Raw genomic sequence first — 21309 nt, 5'->3', positions numbered from 1 at the left:
TGAGGTGTTTGATGGCCTTCGAGAATTGCATGGCAGAATCGAGCACTTCAAACCCTCTTCCGGTGGGTTGGCAGATTGTAGCGCGGGCAAAAATAACCCGCCGGGCCCTAATTCTTGCAGGTGTCTCCTCGCCTCTTGCGCCCAAACTCGCGCTTTCCGCCGACAAAACCGGGCACGACAAAGTCAAAATCGAGTTTGATCTCTCTGAAGACGGAAAAAGACTGACCATCCGAGAGTTTTCGCCTGGTACTGATAACAGTATTCTCCCGATCGAACATGGTAGCTGGAAAGTCGCCGCGGCATCTTTCGGGCCAAATGCCTGGTTTACACTGGCCGTTGACCCCAACGACGATGATAAAAAATCACTGCTGATCGGAACTGTTTCGCTAGGTGCTGCGCCCATCGTGCAGCTTGAATTTGAGTTCAGGCGTGTAACGACAGGCAGAAACCCGCCCGAAGAGGCATACTGGTCGGTAAAGTTGAGGGGCCCATTCGGAGGAAACAATAGTCTCTCGCAATGGTCGAGCGATGCCATCGCCTTTCGTTCCTTCGCGCCATTCGATGACCCTTCAAAAACGGTTGCCCTCGGAGGTAAAATCGACGGCCAACGCGCCGATCGATGGCTGACGCAATTGCTTGAAGGTCTTTCTTCCATCGCAGGGCCATCCAGTGTGCCCGTGTACCTGGAATTAGATATTCATGCCATCTGGAAGATAACTCGTGACGGAGAAAGGCCGGCGGTCAGTGCATTTTCAGGTCGTGTGCTGGCCCGCAACTTCTGGCTAGGCTGGTATCGTCACGAGGAAAACGAGCCGTTCTTTCTCGGAACGACGGCCGAGCCCGGCAATCCCGCACCCGCAACTGTGGCAGTCTCCAAACCCTTTGTTGTGGGACAGGCCAAGGCGCTGCATGTCTCGATTGACACCAAGACCGACAATGTCGCCCTAGGATGGGACGTCCGCCGGCTGCGCTTGGCCGCCGGAGCTGCCAATGCAGTTGACATGACCTATGCAAAGCTGGCGCTCGGCCAATCGACGGTGACGATTGCCGATGGGACCACGCCCTCCGCCTCAGGCCTTGCCGCGGAGGAATTGTTCCTGACGGAATGCCGTTTGCCCGATCAGCGTGTTCGCAACGTCATTTGGGGCGAAATCCGCCATGACGCCAAGGAAGCCGACTATACCAGCATTTCGACCGGGGTCGGCCGCTTGCTAGTCAACGGCCTCGCGTCAAAGCCGCACGACGTTGGGTCGACAAGCGACGCCTCGTCAGCGCCCACCGATCCCGATGCGCTGACAGCGACCGGCGAGCGAAGCCCGGTTCTGGATGCGACAATCTGGGCAATCTTCGATAGAAGCACATTAGGTGCGGACGCGGCGGCACGCCGGATTGCGATCGATCTTGAACTGCACGGCAGCGATCTTGCTCTTCCCGATGTGAGCCGCAGCACTCTCCGGTTCGGCGAGGCGGACGCAACTCGGCCATATACCGACCTAAGGCTTATCTATGAAGACGGCAGCTCGTTGACGGAATTGCTTTCGGGCGAGTTTCCTCGGCGGCGTCCCTCAAGCTTCGTCTGGCTTGGAAGAGTCGCATCAGGAAAGCAGGTTGCAACACTCGATCTCTCCAACGCCTCGCTTTCGGCATGGCGCGATCGCGACCTGGTCCATCTGCGGTTTCGATTTCTGGATCTGACTGTCGTCTTGACGAGCGGACAGAAGCCATTGATCCAACCCGTTCATGTCGATTGCCGCGTGATTGAGACGGAGCCGGGAAAGTTTCGCGACGATAGACCGGTTTTGGTGGTCGAATTCGATCCACAGCACATTTTCGAAGAGGCAATTTTCGGGCAAGACGTCACCCTTCCGGATGTCATCGGCCCCAAGGGCGGCGAGCTTGACCGCAACGTCATTCTCACCACGATCGTTGGCCTCGGCAACGACATTCAGGCGCTGGCGAATTACCGGAAGTCCATCCAGGACAAGAAACGCAGCGCCGATACCAACATCGACTTCTCGACGTTTTGCGATAGGTACCGGAAAGACCCGGACGTCAAACAACTACCCTGTGATCAGCAAATATATGTTGGTCCATTCGCGCTCGATCCGGACGCGATGGCTCTGGCGCGCCGCACCGCTTCAAAGCTGGCAGCGGCGACAGTCAAGACTTCGATCGACGTGATGTTTCAACGGATCGGTGCTTGCGCTGCAACATACTCGAAGACGCAGCCCGACTTCTGGCTCCCCATCAGAAAAGCACCGAACGGACCCTTTCTTGGCGATTCTGTTTACTTGAGCAATTCTCTGCGAAACGAGGCGACGCTTGAGCAAAGCGAGCCTGTCTATGCTGTGTTTCGTGATTTTTATCGGGCGCAGATGCAACTTGCCTTCCAATATGCCAACTCATCCAAGCGCGGCGCACAGGTTCCTGTTCTTCCCTCCGCGCTATGGCCCAAATCCTTGGACAGGGATGAAATAGAGTATCTCGTAACAAACAATCGCGCTCTGGCAACAGATGATGATCCCGGCTCCGTTCGCGCCAAGCGTGAGATGGCGATGCGTACCGCCTATGTTGCAAATATTGCCGCTGCAGATCCCAACAGTTTCGATGAACTTGCGGAGGCGCGCCTTTCTGATCGCACGCGGCTTGCATTCCACATTAATTGCACGCCGCCTGCTGCGGTCACCGCGATCGATGCGGGACTTCCGCTGTCTTCAGGCACCTCGCCGTCTGCACCAACTGGCGGCGGCTTCGACTACCCCCCGATCGCATATAGCTTGGAGGATCTGACCGATTGGTCCCGTCACGAGCCCGCGGTCACGCTACGAGCTCGCAAGTTGTTCACGATGGCCCCGGACGGTCTGGTTCCTCCGGTCGGCGAAAGAGCCGCGAATCTCGATGACGGCGATTTGCTCGTCTATCAAGGGATCTCCCGTCATCCGGCGACGTCCGAACAACGTCTAGGTGAGGTTCGATCTGCGCTTGCGGTCGTACCCTCCCTTTTTGAGACCGCAATTGAGGCTCCCGCACGCCTCATCCTGTCCACCGCTCAAGACGCGATCTGGCTGAACAGACATTCGGTCCCGTGGAAGGTGACTGACGAAAAACGTGCACTCCTTGCCTCGACCCCGACCCCAGTGCCTTCCGACATATCGGTTATGAAGCCAGGCGACATGGTTATGCACACCCGTGAAGCACTCTGGACGTCGCGGCTCGACATAAACGCGATAGATCCCAGCCTGCGTGCTGTAAGCTCGCCCGATCTGAGGCTCAATGCGCTGACGTGGCTCAAACCAGATCTAAGAAATGGGGGGGCGGGCGACGTTCGGGAAATCGGCCAGGGAGAGCCTCCCCATGGTGTATTTGCGCCTTGGTTCCTAGGTCCGGAGCAAATGGATGAGACGACGCTGACCGCAGCTAGCGTCAACAAAAGCCTGCCGGATCAGTCGCGGGTCGCGCCGAACCAGGACCTTTCCGATGCAGACTTGTGTGAGCCGAAGGGCAAATGGCGCGACAAGATCTGGAGCGTTCTTCGTCGGCTGTGTGATCGCAGCGATGCACGCAACGCATTCAATGGTTCGCAATATTTTCGCAATGCACTCGATGCCTACGACCGGCACGAACTGGTTCTGTTGTCTTCAGCCTACGGATTGCCTGTCATCGGAAAGCGGGCGGCGGCCAATGGGAATTCATCCAGTGCAACGAATGACGACGGCACCCTTCCTCAGCCCGGCGCGCTGGTGCCCGACTCTGGACAGATCGAACCCGGCGAGGATTTCGCCTTGCTTGACGCGGATGGAGCACAGGCAATACAGCGCCCCCAACCACTGCGCGCGCAACAGCTGGAATTAAGTGCGCTTGGAGCATTTTTTGTTCACGATACCCACTTCTCGCCTTCTGCCGGCGCGGACAATCTTTGGGGCGGCAAGATCTTTAATGGCTTCTCCATCGAACGGTGGCGCTCTGAAATCGTTTTGGGACGCGATATCGTGGGCGAGGTGGTCTATAAGGGCTATCTCTTCCCCCTGGGCCACCGTGCATCCATGGTGAAACTGACCGAGCGCGTGTTTCTCAAGAACGAGAAGCTTGGCGTCAAGGCTGTCCTCTTTCAGAGAATATTTCTTCGCGTCGGTCGAAAAACGCAAACCTATCCAAGCGTCGGCCAGCCTTTCGATGGAAGGCTCTGGTGCGCAAACAACGTCACGCTTCAAACCATTCAAACACCCGACCTGCAGGACCCCTACATCAAGGCTCCTGCGGGTGTTCCCGAGAACGTATCGGGCGGCCGCATCGACATTGGTGAAAATCCGGGATTGGCCTTTTGGCCACGGGTGAACGAAACCGATCAAGGCCTAGTCAAGTTCGATCTGACCATCGACGGGGCGACCAGCTCGATGCCCTTGATTTTCGTCGACAATATCGCTGCAACCAACAACGCATCGTTGAGCGCATTATCCGCGGTCTACTTGAAGACGCACGACTGGTTCGGACGCCGCACGCTGGAATTGGCGGATCAGCCGATCCGCTATGCTCCCGAGACGAAATCGGGCGACTGTTCGCTGAAGACACAAAGCCTGATCGTCTCGGTTACAGGACAGATTGCAACGTTAACTAGCGACTGGATCGGCGATCTCAGCAATTACAAGACAAGTGCCATTCTCGAAGGAGCCGAACAGCCCTCCTTCTATCCAGCGGTCGAAACTGCCAATCTCCGGCTCACTCAGGTCGAGCGCCTGACTGGCAGCGGCATAAATTATGTCGCGGCGCAATATGACGGGCGGTATGCCCGGTTCGGTTTCCCAATCACACCTGCCGATCCCAGCATCCCCCCATCCCACACAAATCCGCTCGAGATTTTTCTGAACCTGCGCAGAGTACTGCCAATGGACATGGCAGCCAATGGAGATCGTGTGGGGGCTATAGGGCGTCCGGCAGGTCTTGTCGTTGCGGTTGGTCGCGTTCCTGGCCCGGTGAGCGCCAGCGGGAAGATCGTTTATGAGAGCACCGCACCGAACAGCCCCGATGGTCATGTCGGCGGCGGTATTTCATACAAGGACGTCGGCAAGGACCTGCAATTGGTCGACGATCCGGAGCAGACGATGTCGACGCGCGCTGCACTTGAGCCTCTCGTGTCACTTGCCGATTTCTTCGACCCGGAAGCCCATTATGTCGCGCAAGCTATCAGCCGGCGCCCTGCGCCAAATCAGCCGATGCTTGCATCCCGTTCATCGGTCGGAACCAGGGATCTGGATAGCAAGCTTAAAGGTATCAGAGATGTCCTGAAGGTGTTTTTCAGCGACGAAGCCAAGCTCCTCGGGATTATCAGCTTTAGGGAGCTGCTCGAAATTCTGGGATTCGATCTTCTCAATTTGTCGGATGCCGCGCCATATTTTCACGAAGTTTTGCAATTCGGCGCGGATGTTGCCGCGGAAGCGAACGACGACACAGACAAGACCACGCAATTTATTCATGCTCAGATTGTCGCGCCCTTGCGCACCATTGTGTCGTCTTTTCAGGATCAGTGGAATCGTGCCGACAAGCTGATAAGCACTCAGACCAACGGTAGCGCCTCCAAGGTGGCGAGAGCATTTCAAAGTGCGCTCGACCTCATGCAAGGCCAAGACCAGAAATCCGCATGGAGCTTGTCGCGCGTATTCCCAGAAATAAGCCAGGGCCTTGCTGATCTGGATTCAAAGCTTTCCCAGGCCGAAAAAGATGCTGACGTAGTCGATCTCGCGGTGGATCTCAGCGAAATTTACGAAAGCGCGAAATCCTTTGCCGGTGCGCTGGATCGAATTGCCTCCAATCCTGTGGCGAGGTTGAAACAAGCCGCTATTGCCGTCGTTCAGGAGGAAATGGTCGCTCTCGCAGACGCTGCGGGACCGATAGCAGCCGCACTGAGACCCTTGCAGGACACGATCAATGGCGATCTAGAAAATGGCGGCGCTGACTTGAAAGGGTGGGTCAGCGGCATCATTCCTGACACAGGCTCCGATCGAAATGACCTCGAGACGGCGGCAACCTTTTCCATTCCGTCTCCTCAGCTGATTGATGTTGCGCAGCCATTCAAAAGCTCGTTGGGTTCGAAGCTGCAAGCAATTCAAGATCAACTGACCAACGACATTCGGTTGGACATCCGCGCTTTCTTCCTTTCGGTGATCGATAGTTTCTTGTCCGAAGGAACGGTCTCACCCAGCGTCTTCATCACTAAGTTAAAAGGCTCGATCGACAACCAAATAACCTCAGCGGTAAAGAAGGCGCAGACTGCGATTGCAACCGACATCGCTGTGGATGAACCGCAGCTCGCTTCTGTTTTGATCAACTATCTCTCTGATTTTCTCAGCAGGCAAGTTATCGCCTCGACGCAATTACCGATCGCGTTGATCTATATTTACACGGCATATGAAATTTTATCAGAAGATGTCAGTCTTCTCTCCCGATTTCGAAATGACGTGGGTAATGGCTCCATCAGCGATGCTATCGAAGATGTCAGTTTGATCGCCAATCAGATCTTCGGCATCGGTGACCTAGCCGATAGTACAAGTCTCGGCACGGTCCGAGCGAAATTGGATAATATCTATGCTGCAGCAGGCGCAAAGTTCGACGACGTTGCCGCAATCCTAGAACCAAGCGACACGAACGCGTTCGAAACCGAGAAGCAGGCCTGCGTCGATTACAGGCTTGACACGAAACACGTTCTGCTGATGCCCGCGCCTGCGGTGTCTGCGACAAGCGGCATCATGCAGCCGATAGACAAAGTCATGGGACTCTTGGCCAAACTTGTCACGATCGTCGACGAGATGGCGGCGACGCTTGACGACGTGCGTAGCGCCATTGATGCGGCCGAACCATCTGGCGATTATACCAGGCTGATCGACGATGCGCCGGCCTTTTTAAAAACTGGAGGTTCCCATCAGCGCGGCCTGATTGGTGAGATTTCCGAACTTTATTGTGACCTTGTTCGTGATCTCGCCCTCTTGAAGGCAATTCATAAGGCTATCAATGCGGCAGCCTTTGCAAAAATTGACAAGGACCTGGCAGAGAATCTTCTTCAATATCAACAGGGTGTTAGCGCGGTCGTCGACAACGCCGTGGCACATCTGTCGGCAATAAAGTCAATGATCACTGCGTTTACCAACGCGCACCACAACATCATTGTGGTCATTGGGCTCGGCGCGGCAATAACACGGATAGGACAGATCTCTTCTGCAACCTACCGGGGCCTATGTGGGCAGGTCCTTCAGGAGGAGCAACCTCTTGCCGAACAAGCCGCAACTCTCATCAATGATCTGGTTGCTGTCATCGAGACGATATCGGCCTTTTCGGCGAGCCTCGCAGGCTGTGCAAACAACCTGAATGACGAGATTGTCGGCGCACTCCGGTCGCTCGGTCTCGACCTCGATCACCAGGCGGCCCGGGTGACAACGGCTTTGACGATGCTGACAGACGCGGTCCACGACGCAGCTCAGTTCCGGAGGATCCCATCCCCGTTGCCTGCTACATTTGCAGATCTGTTGGCGGCACCCATTCGATCGAAATCGCCTGTGTCGGTTCGGGCCGTGCTCGCTGATCCTGCCCCGCTTTTCGGCGATATCGTCACTGCATTGCCTCGCGCCTCGGCAAGTTTGGTGGCGGAATGGCGCGCTTTGCAATCGCGCGCGAATGGCTGGCCAGATTTCGTCCTTGCGGCATTGCTCAAAGTTGTAGCGGTGCAAAAGGCGTTGAGCGCGATCAGTTCCGCTTACCAGCAGCTTCTCGACACCCGAAACAAGGCCGCCGATACAATCGATACGCCGCTTTTGTCCTATCAGGCCAGGCACTCGGTCTTCGTACCCCAGGCGTTCAAGGTATTGAATGAAATACCGGCTGGTAATCCGCCGGACGACGCCGCCACGCTCACACTCCTCAAAGCGAATGATCGCCTCGCACAGGAAGCGTTCATCCTATCGAAAATCGTGCAGGCTGCTGGCTCCATCACGTCCAGAGATGACATGATCACAAACTTTGGACAACTGGCCAACAGTTGGCGGGCGGCCGACGTGTCGCGCAGATCCGCGCCCCTGCAGATAGCCAACCAGATCGGCGATCTCGCTACCGCCGTTTTGCAAGGCGAGGTGCTCTCTCTGATCGATGTCTCGGCATTGCGCGATGCCATTCTTGACGCGATTGCCCGACTGATCCCGACGAAAGCCTCGTTTTCTTACAAATTCGATAGCTATGTTGTTGAAGAGCCAGAACCCTCCGATATATTCCAAGCGCCCAAAGACACGCGGTTCACTTTGAAAACGCAGATCGTGGCGGACCTCCTAAACGGGGGTGATCCTACAATCACCACCTCCGGATCGCTTGGCCCCTTCGCGGTCAAACTGGTTGGCGATTATATCGACGCGATGACGCTCCATTTCGGTGGAGTTTCTTTCACAAGCGTGGGCGGGAGCGCGCCGCGTTTCGACGTCATGTATGACGCCTATGATCTTGGCACAGATTTGGCATTTTTCTCGGCACTCGGGCCGGTGTTAAGTCCCAGTTCGGGATCGCCCCTTCAGATCCGCCCACTGCAGCGCGCCCGTGGCCTTGATGTCGGATATGACATCAACCTTGGCTCCATCGGCGTTGGAGAGGTCTCAATCTTCAATATAAACTTTGCTGTTTCGGCCGAGCTGCCATTTACGAGCGACCAAGCGCTGTTCAAGGTCTCACTCGGGACAGCCTTGACACCGATTACAATAAGTTTCCTTCCCTATGCGGGTTCCGGATATTTTTCCATCTATGCCGGCGCCGGCGGGATCATTGGCTTCGAAGCATCATTTCTGTTCGGTGCCGGAGGATCACTGAATTTTGGGCCACTGGAGGCACAAGTTCAGATTCAGATCGGCGCCTTTGTTCGGATGATCAATGCTGGCGGTCGAAACCTGACCGAAATCGGCGGAAGCTTCCTTGCGAGCGGGCAAGCCAGCATTTGGATCTTTCATTTCTCCGCGACGCTCTACATTGGGCTCTCGCAGAACGTTTCGACGGGCGAGATGCGCGGTGAGGCGATTTTTACGTTTTCGTTTTCCTGCGGCCTTGTTGACTATCACTACAGCGTCACCGGTCATCACAATCAACAGCAATTTGGAAGCCCAAGCTCCTCACGCCCCCAGGCTGCCCAAAGCCGGCGACCGAACATCCTCGGCCCCAGTCCCGAGAGCACGACCTCCTCCGCAACCAAGGGTGATATTATGTCCAATGTCCTTTGCCTTTCCGAGGACTGGGAAACCTTCGCAACTTATTTCGATTTCACGCTTGTCTAGGGCTCAATAGATGACAAAAGCCAACGGTCCGAAAGTGTCACTGAACCTTCGGCTGATCGCTAATGGCGCGATCATGCAGGACGGCGGAACCAAGATCAAATTCAAGGCCGTTCTGGTGGTTTCACCAAAGATGGTGGATGCCACGAGCGCAATCGATCTTACGAACTGGCCCGCAGACGTCGTTCATCTCTTGAATGGCGCTGGCGCAGTTCGACTTTACTGCTCGCAAGGCGGCTCGCAGAATTTGGAAGCAGCCAGGATTAACCCGACCTTTCCCGCGTTCAAAGACGGCATGGTCGGCATCAACGATGTCTCGAAGCTTTGGCGGCAGACGATCGATTTCAAAGGTTCGAGCGATACCTGGACGACGCTCATTCAGCATGTGGCGACGAGTGCATCTGGTGGCAAAATCGGAGCAAAACTCGAAGGTCGATATATTGGCAAACTCGGAAACTCAGACGATCCTCATCCCGACATCAACGAATATGGAGCGATCCTAGCGGAGCCCCACAATGCAGCTGACAAGCTTATCGTTCGCGATGTCGTTTCAAATAAACAAACCCAATATGCGGTGGAAACAGAAAGTGCCCGGGCGCAGCGCGTCGTCAGCAAGCTTTCGATCGGCCCCTACCTGCCGGGTGATTACGTGAAGATCCCAGGAGACAGCGCACAACGCACCGAGTCGATCGGATCAAAATCAGCATTTGCGCAAGACGCAATCACGCGCCCACCTGTTGAAGTGAAGGCGGGCGCCTGTGCAAAGAAATTCAGAGATGCGATTTCCTCGACAAATTACGAGCGCTCGGAAAACAAGCGCATCTTCGATGACATTCTCAATGTTTTAAATAGCGGCAAATCATTGAGAACAATGCCGGCTGCGCCCATCCCTATAGCGCCTGCCGCCTTCGTGACGGGTGGGCCGATCATCTATCAGCCACGCGCCGGACATTTGTATGGGAGCTGGCCTCAATGGTCGAAGAGTTACGATACCTACGTAAGCAAACTCAAGAGTGATCCAGACGTCAAATATGTCGATGAGGACAGTTCCGATCCGACCTCCACGCTACTTTCAGTCTACTACAGCATCCAGGGCGATCCAGTTCTCGCCAGGCTATTTGGGTTTGCTTTCGATCTTGAATGGACGGTCGACGCCTCAAACTTTGCGACCGGCAAATTATGGTTGGCAGTAGGACAAAATGACAAAGCTCCGGACGTTTGGACGGCAGCGCGTTTTGATCTCGGCCGCAACGACCGCGCTTACTTCTGGCCGGCGCCGCGTTTCGAGAACCCAAATGGTCTCCCCCCGCTAGAACAGAAGCACGGGGTTTTTCACCTGGGTGTAGGCTATGACCTAACCTCTCTCGATATCCGCGGGATGGTCTCCAACGCGCCGGACGCAATTGATAAGGGAGGCAAGCACCGTTCCCTTGGCTGGACATTGCTCGATACCAATCGTGCCGCTCGTGCCGCCCGCGATTTGGCCGTTGCACAGTTCCAGATCGAAAATTCTCCAGTGTGTTTGCACGCCGAGGAACTCACAGTTGGACGCCATCTTGATGTGGCCGTGGGGGTTTACGAAGGTGGCGAGCTGACCGGCTTGAAGTGGCGGGGTCTGATGACGCGCCTCGTCAGTTTCCGCGGGATCACTTCGGCTGTGGAGAAATGGTTAGCGGCAGCAACTTCGCTCTATCCAAGACCCACACATGGCGATGGAAAGACGTTTATAGACGAAGCCTCGTTCCAGTTGGTCTCGCGTTCGCTACCAATTATTGGCGATCCAACGACTGATGATAGAAACTCGCGAAATGTCGAGGCCCTTGTCGAGGAGGCGTTCGTATCGTGGGGAGGGTTCTCATTAGCCGTCCCAGCCTGTCGGCCAGACAACAATACTCCGCCAAAGGCAATTCTACCATTTCAGCGGAAATATGGGCTGCCGACGGGCGCGATTGCGCCGGATTTGCGCATGATACCTCAGCGGTTCGGTGTCGGCCAGGCGTTCTCGCAGCGATCGGTCTTTGTCGGGGGCGCGGGACCGACCCTCGCTGAAGCAGTTGAGCTCCATGCCGCCCAGAGCTTTCAATGGCTGTTGCCACCGGCTGCAGCAACAGGTTCCAGTGACATCGCTCGCATCAGGCTGCGCCGCTATCTGCGTCACGAAAGCATCGACGCGCCGATCATGTTGTTGCCGAACCACCAAGTGGAAACCAAAAACGGCCCGATGGGCTTTGAGGCTCCCGGCGTTGCCACCGTGCGCACGGCTGTGCTGACGGGTGCAAAATCAGCACCGTTGAAAACGGCGGATGAAACAGGGCTGCCCTATGTCGAAGTTAATAGCCGCGCCACGCCAAGCGAAACGATGCGCATCTTTGTTGCCCCAATCGCCGGGATGGAGTTTTGCTCTCTTCATCGCGTTTTCGATGACCCAAAACGAGCAAAAGACGTCTTGGCCGGAGGCCTTCTCGACGTCGAGTTCGATGCGGACAAGCGACTGTTTCCGAACGCCACGATCTTGAGGAATACCGGATTCAACGCCGATCGTCTGATCTATCGGCGCGAGGCTCGCTCCTCAAGTGCCCCATCGGCTGGGAAAAACGATGCTCTCGGCGGACCCTATTTTCGACCGCTCAAGACCCCCGCGCACCGCTCCAGCGGAAAGACATATTATCCTGACCCTGCCGCTCTTGAGATGGTCCTGAGATTGCGGATTGTCGGCGCTGACCTCTATCTCGATGGCAGCGTCGTCGTCGATCTATATCCTCAAGGAATAGAATACCCAAATGCACTGCCCCTGGTGATGACGATTTCCAGGCATAAGTCGCGAGATCAACCCGCTAAAGAGTGCGCCGACGTCCTGAAAGTAGTGCCAGGGATCTGGCGAATAAACGAAAGCGGTCGATTCGGATCGGGCGTAAGGGTCAACCGTGTCGATTTGCAACTTGCACCGGGTGAACAGTTCGACGTCGAAGTGTCGTGCTTGCCCAGTAAATTCCGCTTTGCCCAATGGTTCGCGCTGCCGGAAAACATTGCAGTTCAGCATCATCTCGCTGGCAGCGACATCAAACTCCGGCAAGCCCTTCGCGCGGCTTGCGCCTCTGGTGCGACGGTTCCGTTCGAAGAATCGATTAAAAGAACTGGCGGGTCGCTCTATGTTGGACTGGGGGGTTACCCGGTTCCCGATCAAGAGACGGTAATAGAAATCGCTGATAAGCTCCTCCAAGCCGTGAAGAAGGATTGGCAACTCACGGAGATCGCGGGTGTCACGACGTTGCGAGCAGCTCACGCCATCAATGCGCCGCTCAATCCCGCGACTTTAAAAGACGTCCAGGTCATTCGACCGGAAAAGGCAGGGCTCTTTATTGCCGCAAGGGCCATGTCGCTGACCGAAGCAATATCTGACGAACCAGGATCGGCAAATCTTTTGCTTTCCGGCGAGATTCTCGTCGATCTTGATCAGATCGACACCATCGAAATTGTGGCGACCGCCGTCGCCCCGAACGGAGAGGCGCTGGACGATCCGTCGCGAGGACGCGGCGTGTTGGCAAGGCGTTCCGGCCGTTGGCCGCAGACACCCAAAGCTATCTCTAAAAGTGATTTCGTCCGAAAGCGAACGATTTTCGGGTTTGATGTCGACCCGGATGGAAGGACTCATCTGACATCCCAGAAAGTGACGCTTCTACGGATTGAAAGCCTTCCCGTGCGATCCGCTGGTCGAAACACCGATGCAACTCCCATTTTCATCGAGCCGGGAGAAGGCCATCTGGCGAGGTTAGACTTGCGTTCGCTGCATGCGGCCGCCCTCTCGGGTGATAAAATCGAATATGCGATCGCGACAAAGGGTCATCCAGAATTGGGCGATCCCGAGCAAGTGAGCCTTCATACACGCGCCATCAGCGTGACGCGTCCTCATCAGATATCCGACACCAAGGCCCGGGAGCTGAGCTTCGAAATCGTGTCGATTTCCCGTTTCGCGCGGGACTTCGAGACGGCGCCAATGTTTTCTGACGACAAGAATGAGCATGTTCTCCAGCGACGCCAAGCGTTGCAACGCCAAGATCAGGCGAGGACGTGGTCCTATCCGACCAGGGTTTGGTCGCTCGCGACGCGATCACCTGCACCACCGAACGCGAAGCCGCCGACCTTGGTCTTCAAGTTCAAGCGCTTTGCCGTGCAGGAGGGCAAAGGCGTAGAGCAACATGTGGAGCGACAATGTGCTATTCGGCTTCGTTTTGAGCGTGGCATGTTTTCGTCGGGTGAAGGCGAGCGCATCGGCATCGTACTATGGCCTCCTTTTATCAGGGAGATATCGCGATCCGATATCGAAAACGACATCATCTCCATCCCAGGCAAACGATCGATGATACTTGCTGGTTTTCAGGATGCGGATCTGGGTGAAGGCGGCCAATACATCTCGCGATGGGGAGGCGATCCTATTCGCGAGGATATATCGCCACAACACGGTTGGTTCATGCCTCCTGATGCGTTCACGTATCTCGCTGGTGGGGAGGACGCGGCGTCATGTCCGCACGACCCGATCTATATCCCCACTGTCAAGATGCCCATCCCGGCAGATGATCCAAAGGGGGCTGCCGCCGGCTTTCTGGATGTCTCACTCCTGACGTTCGAACCCTATTTTGATATTGAAGCCGAAGAATGGTTCGTGGATGTGGACATAAGGGCGTCTCGCGCATCGGATCCATTCATCCGCCTTGGGCTCGTTCGATATCAAGCCAAAGTCATAAATCCCGATCTTGCCGTGTCAACGCCGGTTCGCGTCTGGACCCAACTCCCACCTCATCGGCAACTGACAGTCAGTAGCACCAGATCAGACCAGCAGCTTGAGGTTAGCGCGCGCGTGAAGGGTCAAGCAAGCAACGGAATCAAACCCTTCCCTAACGACGTCAAAGCGCTGCTCGATGATCCCAAGGATGGTCCGGAGTTCAAGGAAACTTGGCAGCGCTTACAACAACCACTGATGAGAATGACCGTCTTTCACGAATCGGACAGCGAAGAACTCGGACGCCGCCAGCTTGAGCTTGCTGTCTCTGAATCCTGGCCGACTGACGACGCTAGAATCAAAGATGGTCTTCCCGAATGGAAGCTAACGGCCCGAATCAGCAACGAAGCGCTCACCGCTCTCGAAAAGGGCCAGTTCGTCGTTACCATCGAAGAGGTGGAGGTCCGTCTCCCGGCTCGATACCCGTCAGAGCCGATTGATATTGCGGATTTGCTTCGGAGGACCGAAACTCGAGAATCAGGTCCCCGCTTTCTCGCTAGAGTGCCATTTCTTGCAACTTAGGATCTCTGTTTTGACGAACGAACATCCGGATTGGTGCTGGCGCGACCGCTATCATTTCGATTTTCCAAGCCTGGGCTTGGTTATCGGCGCGCGAGAAAGGGCCGGTCTGCGAATGTTCATTAAGGCAGAAGGCGCATGACATCTGAACGCGTAAGAGCTGCTCGGATAGACTGGCGAAAGATGGTTAGACGCGAGACCTCAATCTGCGAGTCGCAGTACGACCGTAGCGTGGTGAAGCGTTTCGCTCTAACGAGATATTACCCCTGCTCGGCGTGAGCCTGAATTAGGCTTTTAAGCGCATCAAGGGTCAGGCAGCCACCGCCATAGTGAACCATACGGTGACAATTCGCGCACAGCATCGCGAAATCCGCTGCAGTCGTTGGCTCATCGACGCCTTGTCTCTTGAAAAGGGGCTCTACATGATGGGCTTCAATGAAACCTCGGCCATGTGCCCCGTAACGTTTTTCAAAATCAAAGCCGCAAGCTTCACATACCAGCGGCATCTTCGAAGCTTTGACTCTCTCGACGATCGCCCGGTTGCGCTTGATGACGTTCAGCTCCCTCACGATCCTTAACCCTTCAGAGACATCATCATCGGTTTTCTTCGGATCGACCAGTTTTGGTGGAGTACGCAGAATAACGACATCAAAGCCGAGTGCTTTCATTTCGGCCTCTGCATGCTTGTACCCAAAGTGCCGATGCCTGATCGGCGGTACGTTTGAAGCTGCGAATAAGGCCTTCAAAGGGTAGGCCACCCCTTCGTAACGCAAATACCTGCTCTTCGGCGCATGGCCTTCTGTGTATCGACGAAGAAATGCCTCAGTGCCGCTCGAACGAAATTCTTGCATTGCAGCTAGCACGCTATCGCGAGTAGGCGTTGCAAGTGGCGGACGGTGATCCTTCTCTTCCATTGCGACTATATCGACGTACCCAAGGTCTCGGAGGTCGCGAATTCCATTTCGATAGTCAACGTCACTTGGATCCGCTGGCGGTTGGTGCGAAGCGACCCAAACAGCTTTCATCGGGTAGAACCGACCGCGAACCCTGAGCAACCAACGATCGGGCGCATGCCCCTTTTCGTACTTCAAAAGAAAGGCTGCCTGTCCGATAGCATCAAACTCGGCGAGGGCATCTTCTATGCGGCGTCGATTGGGTGATTCAGGTTTCGCCATTAAAATCTCTCTAAAATCAGACGATTCAGTTGAACTGCCGCCGCTGTAGATGGAGAAAATATACTTGGAAATCACGCTAGCAACTTGTTTTTTGCGGTTTTGTGGTGCAATTTGATGCTGCAATTTGCACGGGAGCAAACATGGCTAGGCCGAAAGGGCAAAAGCATCCGGTACGACTGAGCGTCAGCTTGGACGAAAGGGACCATGCTGCCATTTCTCGGCTAGCGGCCGACATGAATCTGTCAACTGCATGGATCGTGCGCCGCGCGGTCTCCGAATTTGTTGCACGGCATGACGATGACGCGCAGTCCGAACTTCCGCTTTCAAGGCGCGTACCGAAAGAATACAGATAATGGCATTTATTCCGCTACAGCTCGACGACGACGTTTCAATCGAAGAAACCTGGTCGACAATCGTCGAGAATGTGAAAAGGGAGTACCTCTCCGAACAACAGAACTACCCTTGGATTATCGGTTTTTCGGGTGGCAAAGACAGCACGGTGGTTACCCACGCCGTCTTTGAAGCATTGCTAGACATCTCGCCCTCGAAACGCACGCGCCCCATCCACATCGTATCTAATGACACGATGGTGGAGTCGCCTCTCGTGATTAGCCACCTTGACCAAGTTAGCGCTCGAATATCTGAAGCAGCTGAGAGCTTGGATCTGCCCATCACGGTAGCTCGGACACAGCCTGATCCGGATAAGACCTTTTGGGTTCTGTTGATCGGCAAGGGGTACCCGAGCCCGAATATGACCATGCGGTGGTGCACCGACCGTCTAAAGATCCAGCCGACCAGCGGTTATATCAAGGACAAAGTCTCCGAGTCCGGCGCGGCAATAGTGATTCTAGGTGTCCGTCGCGACGAAAGCCAGTCTCGCCAGCGGTCGATCGACAAGTGGCAAAATGGGCGTGGAGGCAATCTATCTCCGCACGAGCGACTTCCTGGAGCATTGATTTACCGACCGATCGTCGATTTGGGACTGGAGGATGTCTGGGAAATCCTCGGGACGAAACATGCTCCTTGGGGTGGCGACCATTCTTCGCTGATTAAGCTATATCGCGACTCAGAGGGCGGTGAGTGTCCGGTAGTTTTAAGTGCTGACGAAGCACCGGGATGCGGAACCTCGAATAGTAGATTCGGCTGCTGGACCTGCACGGTCGTTGAGAAGGACAAGAGCCTTCAAGGTTTTGTGGACGCTGGAAAGCATCACTTTCAGCCCCTCATCGATTTCCGAGATTGGCTTCGCTCGATTCGGAACAATCCGGAGATGCGTCAGATTGTTAGGCGAAACGGAAAGCTTTCCTTTGATATGAACGGAAAGCACATACCCGGACCTTTCACTATTCAGGCGCGTCGCGAAATCCTGACTAGACTTCTCGATGTCCAAGAAAAGTTTGGCGACCAGCTCATCAGGGAAGAGGAGTTCAAGCTAATTTACGGACATTGGGCCGAAGAGTTGCAGGCTCAGGGGGGCTTGGCCGATGTCTGACATTTTCAACGAAGAAGCACAGGTGAACGATCTGCCGTTATGGGCCGACGACGAGGCAAGCCGCGTTTTGACCGAGATTGCGTCCGCCAACAATGTGCCAGTGGACGTTCTAGCCGAGCTAGTCGGTCTTCAGCGCGCTCGGCAGCATCAGGAGCGCGCCGCTGGCATATATCAACGGATCGAAGAAATCCTTGGGCGAATGGATTGAGGGGCGGGCAACAAGCACATGTGGATTTCTAAGATCGAGCTCGTTTGCTTCAAATCATATCAACGCCAGGAGTTTGAGTTTCCTGAACCGTCAGACGGCCGCAATGTCGTACTGATCGGCGGTATGAACGGTTACGGGAAAACTTCCATACTGGAGGCTCTTTACCTTTGCCTGTACGGCAAAGACGCAATGTCCCACCTTGCCCGCGCTGGACTAAAGACGGACGAGACCAGAGGTTATCCCACCTTTCTTGAGAAAGCCTTTAACGGTGAGGCCCTCAGGGCTGGCAGAGACACGATGATGGTCAAGGTTGTCATTCACCGAACTAAAAGCAAGGCCGTGGAAATCGCGCGAAAATGGTATTTCCGTTCCAACGGCAGCTGGACTGACGAAGAGGCGACCTATCGCGAAATCCTCCGGGGCGTGCCGCAGCTCCCGCGCTCTGATGGTAGAAACTCCTTCCATCTCTCCGAGGCGCTGGACGAATTCTTCGTTCCCGCACACGTGGCACCTTTCTTCTTTTTTGATGGCGAAGAGGTCAAGAAGCTCGCCGATCAAGGTCGGGTAGAGCAGGTAAAGCAGGGTCTCGAAGGTCTCCTCGGTGTCGTCTTGCTCCGCAACCTCGCGGATCGGTTGAAGCAATTTGAGCGCTCGAAGCGCGAAACCGTTGCGAATGTCGACGAAGACAGGCTCACCCTTCTTTTCAATCAGCTCTCCGAAAACGAACGAACCGCCTCAGAACTCAAAAAGAAGCTTGATGAAGCCACGCATCGCAGGGGACGGCTTGACGGTGAGTTTCAATCCCTGCTGGAGAGGGTTACAGCAGCCGGCGGCGGTGGCGGAGACACCGCGACCTATAAGGACCTTATCGAACAACGAGAGCAGGTCCGCGCGCAGTTGCGAGACACGCATCGAAAGCTTGAGGACTTTCTGGCAGTTCGCCTGCCATTTCATCTGGTCTCTAAAGAGCTGATCGCCGCCTATGAAACACAGCTCCAAAGAGAGCAACGCTGGTTTCAGTGGGAGGCCGAGAAGCGTGCGTTGGAACCTCGACAACTGGAATTCAAATCGGCATACGAAAGCCAGACGCATCCTGCAATCGACCCCCCGTTAACTGACGAGCAGCTTGAGGCCGTCCGCAGTCGAATGAATGCTGCTTGGGCGAGCTTGTTCTATCCTCCGCCAAACGACTGCGCGGATGTCATCGATCATGACTATCTTTCGTCCGCAGACCGAGAACGTGTGCTGTCGACACTCGGAAACATGTCCTTGGGATATCAAGAAATTCAAGATGTGCTACGAGCAGAAACGGATCTGACCGACCGCATTGACGACCTCGGACGAAAGATCACCCGCTTGGAGGGCATAGACCGCGACGGAACACTGGCTTCTTTGACGGCCGAATTGAAGAACATTCAGGATCAAATGACATCCCTGGACGACGAACATCGGGCTGATGATCGACGCCTTGTCGCCTTGGATGCACAGATCTCGTCGCAGCGAGCCGATTACGAGCGCGAGCGCCGGAAGCTCGACGAGTCGTCGCCAGCGCGCGCGATCATCGAACGTTCGGACCGAGTCCGGAGGGTCATTGAAGCGGTCATACCGGCCCTCTTCCCATTGAAGGTGAAAGAACTCGCAGCTAACATGACGTCGGTCTACAAGCAGCTAGCACACAAAGACCAGGTGTCGAAGATCGAGATCAAAGACGATGGCACAACTATCATTCTCGGCAAATCGGGTAAGCCACTGGCATTCGATCGCTCTGCTGGTGAAAATCAGATCTTTGCGACTGCTCTGATTGCCGGGCTGGCACGCGTGTCTGGGGTAAAGGCTCCTCTCGTCGTGGACACGCCGCTTGGCCGTTTGGACAGCAGACATCGTCAAAACATTCTGAAGTACTGGACCGGCGAAAAGAACCGCCAGGTGATCCTTTTGAGCCAAGACGAAGAAATCGACGGCGGTTTCTTTGAGCGCATTCGCGACAACGTCTCCAAGACTTATCTCTTAGACCATGCTGACGTTGGTGACGGCATTGGCAGAACGACCGCTTACGAGGATCGATACTTTCTGGAGGACGTAGCATGAGCAGCGTCAGTCTTCAGCAGATTATGGCGGCACGCTTTCGAACCTCGGCACACGCAGATAGTCTTACTAAGAACCTCATGGAGGTCCTTGGACTATCCACCAAAGCTGCCGTCGCAAGATTGGCAATTGGAAGATCGCTCTCCTTGGGAGCCTTAGCCGATGAGGTTGTCGATGCCAAAGGGCTGGAAATCCCGGCCTCATCGCTATTCACGCAGGATGACGTGGCTATCTGGGTTGGGCTGGTATTGACCCATGCTAAGACGTTCGGGACCGCCACCTCTGAGGGCATGGACACGTTCCGGAGCCAGCTGAGACACCACTGGCACCGTGGCGCTGGCCTTCTTTACGAGGATTGGAAAAACAGCAACGAGGATTTTGATGACTTCGTTGGCACTCTTGTGAAACGACGAGCTGATCTGCCGGACCGTTCAATGCGGACGTCGACCACAACGCAGATCGCGTCCGAAGCGACTCCAGCTGACGACCAGTCTGCACAACTTGTTCGCAGCCTGTCCGAAATCGGTGTGAACGGTGAGGTCAAAGGCGTCGTCCATGGTCCACGTCTAACGCAGTACAAAGTGACGTTGCGGGACGTCAACCAGTTGGACAAACTGAAGCGCGGGTTGGAGAGACTTGCGCTCTCCATGAACCTTCAACAGCAGATGCCAACATGGAGCGCAGGCGACGAAGCTCGCACGGTCTTGATTGATATCCCTCGCCCGCGCGCCACTTGGCGAATCGAAGGCAAGCAGGCATTGCTCGAAGCTCTGAGTTCAGTGCCGACAGACGGTAAGAACCTCATTGTCAGTCCTGGCGTAGACGTTATTGGGAAGCCGATTGAGTTCGACCTGACCAGCGCACCCCATTTGTTGGTGGGTGGTGCGACGGGTCAAGGCAAAAGTGTCTGCGTGCATTCCCTTCTGGTGTCGTTGATTACGAAGCATTCTCCCGCGACTTTGCGCCTAGCCTTGATGGACCCCAAGCAAGTTGAATTCGGCGTTTACGCCAATTCGCGTTTTCTCTGGCGCGACAAAATGGCCATCGGCATCGCTGAGTGCGGTACGATGCTCGAGGACCTCACGATCGAGATGGACGATCGCTATCGTCGCATGAGAGAACTCGGCGTTAACAGCCTTGCTGAAGCGGCTAAAAAGGGAATGAGCGACCCGTTTATCGTGGCGTGCGTAGACGAGCTTGCGGACCTTGTATCCCAAGACCGGGATGCAGAGGCACGACTCGTTCGGCTGGCAACATTGGCCCGCGCAGCAGGCATCCATCTGATTCTGGCGACACAGCGACCGGACGCTCAGACCTTCCGGGGCCAACTTCGGAGCAATGTCACCGCGAGGATCGCCCTCACAGTCCAGAAAAGTTCCGAATCTCAGATCATTCTCGACGAGCCCGGAGCCGAAGATTTGCTTGGTCGTGGGGATATGATCGTCAAATTGTCTGGCACTGATGCCACCCGGGCACACGGTTACCTGCTATCTCTAGATGATGTTGAAACTTTGGTGCGCAAGTGATTTCAGAAAACGAGACAGTCTATCTGCTGGACATGAAAGGGCTTAACTGCCCTATTCCAGTCACCCGAACTCGCAAGGCGGTTCGCAAATTACCATCCGGGACGTTCATTCGCGTGGAGTGCACCGATCCACTTGCGGACATCGATATACCACATATGGTCAACTCTGACGGCCATCAGTTGCTGGAAAAAGGTATCGCAGGCGATGTTCGCTGGTACCTGATCCGCTTGAGCTGAG

At 55.3% G+C, this 21309-nt stretch carries 9 protein-coding genes; 8 read left to right on the top strand and 1 reads right to left on the bottom strand.

The genetic code is table 11. The annotated features are described in order from the left end of the window. The first annotated feature begins 29 nt into the window (after positions 1-29). Together Q4Q11_RS03665 and Q4Q11_RS03660 are read left to right on the top strand one after the other, a co-directional pair. A complete protein-coding gene (locus Q4Q11_RS03665; protein ID WP_498568687.1) occupies positions 30-9293 on the top strand; it encodes a hypothetical protein in 9264 nt (3087 codons plus the stop codon). A gap of 10 nt (positions 9294-9303) precedes the next feature. Next, complete coding sequence (locus Q4Q11_RS03660) at positions 9304-14589, top strand: hypothetical protein (protein WP_498568686.1); 5286 nt, start codon at positions 9304-9306, stop codon at positions 14587-14589. Positions 14590-14846: 257 nt separating this feature from the next. On the opposite strand, the gene Q4Q11_RS03655 is transcribed toward Q4Q11_RS03660, so the two are convergent. Beyond that, on the bottom strand, positions 14847-15884 hold the full coding sequence (locus Q4Q11_RS03655) for an HNH endonuclease (RefSeq protein WP_498568685.1): 1038 nt from the start codon (positions 15882-15884) through the stop codon (positions 14847-14849). 17 nt (positions 15885-15901) lie between these two features. On the opposite strand from Q4Q11_RS03655, the gene Q4Q11_RS03650 reads away from it, so the two are divergent. Genes Q4Q11_RS03650 through Q4Q11_RS03625 form a run of 6 tightly spaced genes read left to right on the top strand, consistent with a single transcriptional unit; the run spans position 15902 to position 21308 of the window. Next, entirely contained in the window at positions 15902-16114 is a 213-nt protein-coding gene (locus Q4Q11_RS03650; protein WP_498568684.1) for a ribbon-helix-helix protein, CopG family, read from the top strand. Then, on the top strand, positions 16114-17253 hold the full coding sequence (gene dndC / locus Q4Q11_RS03645; RefSeq protein ID WP_498568683.1) for a DNA phosphorothioation system sulfurtransferase DndC: 1140 nt from the start codon (positions 16114-16116) through the stop codon (positions 17251-17253). Before Q4Q11_RS03650 ends, dndC begins: the two co-directional genes overlap by 1 nt. Then, positions 17246-17461 (top strand): DNA modification system-associated small protein, encoded by a 216-nt coding sequence (locus Q4Q11_RS03640; RefSeq protein WP_498568682.1) that lies wholly within the window; start codon positions 17246-17248, stop codon positions 17459-17461. The genes dndC and Q4Q11_RS03640 overlap by 8 nt, the downstream gene beginning before the upstream one ends. Before the next feature lie 18 nt (positions 17462-17479). Then, the gene (gene dndD, locus Q4Q11_RS03635) at positions 17480-19549 is read left to right on the top strand and encodes a DNA sulfur modification protein DndD (protein WP_498568681.1); all 2070 of its coding nucleotides are present in this window, start codon (positions 17480-17482) and stop codon (positions 19547-19549) included. Next, positions 19546-21072: a DNA translocase FtsK gene (locus Q4Q11_RS03630; RefSeq protein WP_498568680.1), complete on the top strand. Its 1527-nt coding sequence runs from the start codon at positions 19546-19548 to the stop codon at positions 21070-21072. The genes dndD and Q4Q11_RS03630 overlap by 4 nt, the downstream gene beginning before the upstream one ends. Continuing rightward, on the top strand, positions 21069-21308 hold the full coding sequence (locus Q4Q11_RS03625) for a sulfurtransferase TusA family protein (protein ID WP_498568679.1): 240 nt from the start codon (positions 21069-21071) through the stop codon (positions 21306-21308). The genes Q4Q11_RS03630 and Q4Q11_RS03625 overlap by 4 nt, the downstream gene beginning before the upstream one ends. Position 21309: the final 1 nt, after the last annotated feature.

This window comes from Rhizobium sp. UFLA01-1127, assembly GCF_059803845.1.
The sequence above is the reverse complement of the archived record's forward strand: the minus strand, read 5'-3'. Positions and strand labels throughout refer to the sequence as shown.